Genomic DNA, 5,424 nt, shown 5'->3' with positions numbered 1-5,424 from the left:
CTATAAAAAGGGTTTAGAGCGTATGAAATAAAGATACACCAAGTATAAACTTTACAGACAAACTTAATACAATATGGGAATTTCATTAAAACCACTTAAAGAGCAGGTAATTGTTATCACAGGAGCCTCTAGCGGCATAGGACTTGCAACCGCACGCGCTGCGGCTAAAAAAGGTGCCAAACTTGTGCTCGCCTCTCGGAATAAAGAGGCATTGGCAAATATTGAGCAGCAAATTAATGCAGATGGAGGCCAGGCGATACACGTGGTAGCTGATGTAGGCCAAAAAGAAGACGTGCAGAAAATTGCAGATGCCGCCATACAAAAATTCGGAGGCTTTGATACATGGGTAAACAACGCCGGGCTTTCTATCTATGGCCGCTTGGAAGAAGTAAGCGACGAAGACAGCCATCGTCTGTTCGAAACCAATTTCTGGGGGCTTGTTACCGGCTCACTCATTGCCGCCAAGCATCTTAAAAGCAAAGGTGGCGCTATTATCAACCTGGGTAGTGTGCTGTCTGATGTGGCCATACCTATGCAAGGTATGTATGCAGCGAGCAAGCATGCTGTAAAAGGATTTACAGATGCCTTACGCATTGAGCTGGACGAAGACAAAGCACCTGTTTCTGTTACTCTCATCAAACCAGCGGGCATTAATACTCCGTACCCGCAACACGCTAAAAACTACACCGACAGAGAGCTAACACTGCCGCCTCCGGTTTATGCCCCGGAAGAAGTAGCCAATGCCATACTGCATGCTGCTACACAGCCGAAGCGGGATATTTTTGTGGGCGGCGGCGGAAAAGCCATGAGCAGCACCAACAAGTATGCCCCAAGTATAATGGATTGGGCCGGCCGAAGCATGATGACGGATTTGCAGCTGAGCGATGAGCCGGCACAACACCATGACGGCTCTTTGCACCAGCCCGGCCAGGATGGGGAAGTGCACGGTAACTATAAGGGCCATGTGATGAAAACCAGCTTGTACACCCGTGCCTCCATGCACCCATTGATTACGAGTGCCGTAGTAGCCGCAGCCAGCGCAGCAGCCATTGCATTATTTGGCAACAACAACGTGAAACAAAAGATCAAATCAATGAAATAAAGCGTGAGCTACTAAGAGCCTGTTTAACTTGATGTTCAGAGCTTGTTTAAATTTTGTTTTTGCAATTGAAAGCTGCCAGGAAAGGGTTCTGGCAAAGCGGTTGTTGAGCATTAAAGCAGTGCGATGGGGCGATAAAACCGTGAACCAGGTTCCTTTACAGGATTTTGCAGCACAGAGTATAAATTTTAAACATGCTCTTATACAGGCTCTAAAGAGAAGGCCATACTTGCAGTGGAAGCTATCGCTGCAGGTATGGCCTTCTTTTATACTTAAGGAAGAGAAGCAACAGGCATCTGATTCGTTTTTATCAGGTATAAAACTTAAAAAACCTAAGCTTAAAACCCGGCAGCGGCATCATCGCCACGAGGGTCTGCGCCGCCTTCCAACTTACCGTCTGGCAGCACCAGTATACCAGCAGCCCTTCCAATCCCTCCTTCTGGCTTAGGTGCGATTTTATGCCCCATCAACCACAGTTTAGCAGATGTGCCAAATCCTAGTGCCCCCCACTCCGATAGCACCCAATCCGGCTTCCACTGGTGGTGAAACCGACCTGCATTCACTGCACCCTGCATGGGCAAACCATGTTCTGTAACGTTCACTATAATCTGGTATACGGTGGTGATGATTGTAGAACCGCCCATACTTCCGATGACCATAAACAGCTTACCATCCCGCTCCAGTATAGTGGGTGTCATGGAGCTGAGCATGCGCTTGCCCGGTGCAATGGCGTTGGCCTCCCCTCCTATCAACCCATAGCTGTTAGGGTAGCCAGGCTTAATGCTGAAATCGTCCATCTCGTTATTGAGCAGGAACTGTGCGCCTGCAACAAAAGTTTTGGCACCAAAGCTGTTGTTAAGTGTAGTAGTAACAGAGATAGCGTTGCCATGTGGGTCGATGATGGAGTAGTGTGTGGTGTTGGGGCTTTCTGACGGGGCAGGTGTGCCTGCTGAAACGGCATCACTATCAGTAGCATTATCCAGGGAGAAATCAGCCATTCTCCTTTTGATATACGTCGTATCCAGCAGCCCCTGTACAGGTACATCATAGTAGTCCGGGTCGCCGAGGTGTTTTGCTCTGTCGGCATATACCCTGCGTTCTGCTTCAATTTTAAAATGAGCTGATTTAGCAGTATGTAATCCCCACTCGCTTATCGGATATTCTTCTGTAAGCTTCAGCAACTGCAACAGCGCGATGCCTCCGCTGGAGGGCGGTGGCATCGAGATAACATAATAGTTTTTATACTTGCCCGTGATAGGCTCCCGCCACACCGACTCATAAGCAGCCAGATCTTCTTTGGTGATAATACCTCCACCGCGTTCCATTTCAGCTTCTATCAGTTCAGCTGTTTTACCTTCATAAAAGCCTGCTCTACCCTCCTCACGAATCCGCTCCAGTGCCTCAGCCAAGCCGGGTAACCGCAGGGTATCCCCTTCCGCCCAATGGTCTTTGAGTATAAACTCCGGCCGCAGGCTGCTGTACCGGATAAAGTTGAGGCGTTGTTCGTTTAGTTTACGGGCTTCTTTTTGAGTGAGAGGAAAGCCTTTGGCTGCAAGCTCTATGGCTGGCTGCACCAGTTCCTGCCAAGGCATGCTGCCATACTTCTCATGCAGCTTTACCATGCCATCTACTGTGCCCGGCACACCCGCAGCCAGGTGCCCGTTCTGGCTAAGGCCTTCTATCACTTCGCCGTTATCGCTCTGGTACATCTCCCGGCGTGCCGCAGCAGGTGCTTTTTCGCGGTAATCCAGGGCCGCTATACTTCCGTCGTTTTGCCGCAGCACCAGGAAACCACCACCGCCAATGTTACCGGCATCAGGGTATACTACGGCCAACGCAAACTGCACAGCCACGGCTGCATCAGCGGCATTTCCACCACGCTTCATCACCTCTGCCCCGACTGCCGAAGCAAGCGGGTGTGCCGAAACAACCATAGCTTTGCCCGTGACCAAACCAACCTCATCAAGGTCTCTGTCAGCGCAACCAAAGGTGCCTGCAAGTAAAAAAAGGAAGAGTATTTTTTTAATCATCAAACCTGTTTTAATTTAAATTAAGGATATTCATCTTGTCTGTACCCTGAAAAGAAGCTACGGGTTTGATGGGGAAGCAAGTATAAACAGGCGGGCAGGAACAGAATCTATTTATACTTGATAAGAATTACCGGATCAGCTAAAGGCAGGTAAGCTGAGGAAAGAAAATCGCCTGCTTTAGCTCTTCTCCATGTAAGGCTGCCAATTCACGATGAGCACCTTCTCGTCCTCCAGTAGCAGGTAGCCGTAGTCGTAGCAGAAATGATAGGTGTTGCCCTGCTTGGTGCGATAGGTGTGGGTGAAATGGCGGAAGTCGAAGCCCAGCATTTGCAGCACCTGCCGGTTGGTGGTGGTTTTGCCCTGCGGGCTGGCCTGCCGGAGAATGGTACGGTTGCGGCGCAGGATGGCGTTGATACTAAGAATAAGCTGCTCGCCTGTGTTCTGCCGCCTGTTGGCATTGTGAGCCTGCGCCCGGCACTGGCTGGAGCAGAAGCGCTTGTCCGACCTTCCGCTCAGCGTGTTGCCGCACTGCGGGCACTTGTTTTCCTGCTTCATACTATATCCGTTTTATGAAACGTATAGTTACGTTTATAAACGCATCTACATGTTTCATAAAACGGCTAAGTGCCGGCAGGGGTTTACATTTGGCTTTGATCAATATCCGCCTTCATGCAGCGCACCTACCATACAGCCCCGGTTTTGTACCTGAACACACTCGAGCACAACGGCAAGCAGTTTATCCGCCTGTGGTATAAGCCTGACCACCGCATATCTAAGCTACTGAAAGACAGCGACGTGGCCAGGTACAGCAAGACGTACAAGTGCTTTGTGGCGCACAAAACACCAGAGGCTATAGAGCTGCTGCACAGGCGCTTTCAGGGGGTGGCGCTGGTGGATACGCGCTACCTGAACAGGCCACGGAGACTCCGGCCAGCCATGGGCGCGTTGGTTACCTCCGGCAGTCAGCAGTCGGAACCGTTGGCGAAGCTGCCAGAGCTACCTATCATACGCCTGCAGCCGCTACAGCATGGCGGCAAGACCATGCTGCAGATTTCCTTCCCTTACAATGAGTTGATCTATAAGACCCTAAGATACAGTTCCTGTTGCCAGTGGCTGCAGGAGCCAAGGTGCTTTGCCGTGGGTACGGAGGCCGCTGGCCTGCACCACTTGCTTGAGGATGTGCAGGGAGTGGCGCAGGTGTGGCTGAGCAATACACTGAAGATAAGCGATATGTCCATCATGCGCAGACTTTGGGAGCAGACCTACCGGAAACACAGCGGCTATCTTCCCTGCCCACTGCCCTACCTGGAAAAACTATACTTGCTGAACTACTCGCTCAGCACCATCCGCACCTACCATAGCCTGCTCCTGCGCTTTCTGAACGGACACAGCCAACAGGGTTTGGAGGCTATAAACGAGTTTGGCATACAGGAGATCAACGGTTACCACCGGCAGATGGTGCAGGCTGGCACATACTCCTATTCTTTTGTGAACCAGAGCATCAACGCTGTCAAGTTTTACTTCCACCGGGTGCTGGGCCGGCACACCCTGGACCTGAACCAGGTGGAGCGGCCAGAGAAAGCAGACCGGCTGCCCATCGTGCTCAGCAAACAGGAAGTGCAAAGAATTCTCTCCGCCACCGCTAACCTTAAGCACCGCTGCCTGCTGCAACTGCTCTATGCCGGCGGCCTGCGGATTGGGGAGGTTATCAACCTGAAGATCACGGACGTGCAGTCAGAGAGAAACCTGCTGCTCATACGTGGCGGCAAGGGCAAGAAGGACCGCACCACGCTGCTCTCGCAGAAGCTGCTCGAGAGCCTCAGGGCTTATTACAAGGAGTATAGGCCGAAAGTGTGGCTGTTTGAGGGGCAGTACGGCGGCCAGTACACGACCGACAGTATCCGCAATGTGTTCAGAGACTGTGCAAAGAAGGCAGGCCTGCAAAAGAAGGTTACGCCCCATTCGCTGCGCCACTCCTTTGCCACCCACCTGCTGGAGCAGGGCACAAATCTGCGTTACATTCAGTCGCTGCTGGGGCACAAGAGCAGTAAAACTACAGAGATTTACACCCATATCACCAGCCACGGGTTGGAAAGCATCATCAGCCCTCTTGATAATTTATAGGAATGTTATATATTAGCTCATATATGTGTACAAGAGAAAACCAAAGTTTAATCCGCGATCTTATCTCGATAGCAAAACAGGGTTTACTTACTCCAGCTAAAGGGCCAATAACCGGAACAGTTCCTTATATACAGTAGTTGGGAGGTATAAGAATTAATTAATGAAGAACAT

At 50.8% G+C, this 5,424-nt stretch carries 4 protein-coding genes; 2 read left to right on the top strand and 2 right to left on the bottom strand.

Features of this window, described 5'->3' with window-relative positions; all coding sequences use genetic code 11:
- The first annotated feature begins 73 nt into the window (after nt 1-73).
- On the top strand, nt 74-1,102 hold the full coding sequence (locus ACFQ2O_RS19530) for an SDR family oxidoreductase (RefSeq protein WP_377531974.1): 1,029 nt from the start codon (nt 74-76) through the stop codon (nt 1,100-1,102).
- 335 nt (nt 1,103-1,437) lie between these two features.
- Here ACFQ2O_RS19530 and ggt read toward each other — a convergent pair whose 3' ends face one another.
- Together ggt and ACFQ2O_RS19520 are read right to left on the bottom strand one after the other, a co-directional pair.
- On the bottom strand, nt 1,438-3,129 hold the full coding sequence (gene ggt / locus ACFQ2O_RS19525; RefSeq protein WP_377531972.1) for a gamma-glutamyltransferase: 1,692 nt from the start codon (nt 3,127-3,129) through the stop codon (nt 1,438-1,440).
- 177 nt (nt 3,130-3,306) lie between these two features.
- The gene (locus tag ACFQ2O_RS19520; RefSeq protein WP_377531969.1) at nt 3,307-3,684 is read right to left on the bottom strand and encodes a hypothetical protein; all 378 of its coding nucleotides are present in this window, start codon (nt 3,682-3,684) and stop codon (nt 3,307-3,309) included.
- Between the two features lie 114 nt (nt 3,685-3,798).
- On the opposite strand from ACFQ2O_RS19520, the gene ACFQ2O_RS19515 reads away from it, so the two are divergent.
- Entirely contained in the window at nt 3,799-5,253 is a 1,455-nt protein-coding gene (locus tag ACFQ2O_RS19515; RefSeq protein ID WP_377531967.1) for a tyrosine-type recombinase/integrase, read from the top strand.
- Nucleotides 5,254-5,424 lie beyond the last annotated feature (171 nt).

This window comes from Pontibacter rugosus, from assembly GCF_042678745.1.
Lineage (GTDB): Bacteria > Bacteroidota > Bacteroidia > Cytophagales > Hymenobacteraceae > Pontibacter > Pontibacter rugosus.
The sequence above is the reverse complement of the archived record's forward strand: the minus strand, read 5'-3'. Positions and strand labels throughout refer to the sequence as shown.

What these genes read in the sequence shown, in the direction of transcription:
- ACFQ2O_RS19515 (WP_377531967.1), top strand. Translation starts at nt 3,799, where the DNA reads ATGCAGCGCACCTACCATACAGCCCCGGTTTTGTACCTGAACACACTC.
- ACFQ2O_RS19520 (WP_377531969.1), bottom strand. Translation starts at nt 3,684, where the DNA reads ATGAAGCAGGAAAACAAGTGCCCGCAGTGCGGCAACACGCTGAGCGGA.
- ggt (WP_377531972.1), bottom strand. Translation starts at nt 3,129, where the DNA reads ATGATTAAAAAAATACTCTTCCTTTTTTTACTTGCAGGCACCTTTGGT.
- ACFQ2O_RS19530 (WP_377531974.1), top strand. Translation starts at nt 74, where the DNA reads ATGGGAATTTCATTAAAACCACTTAAAGAGCAGGTAATTGTTATCACA.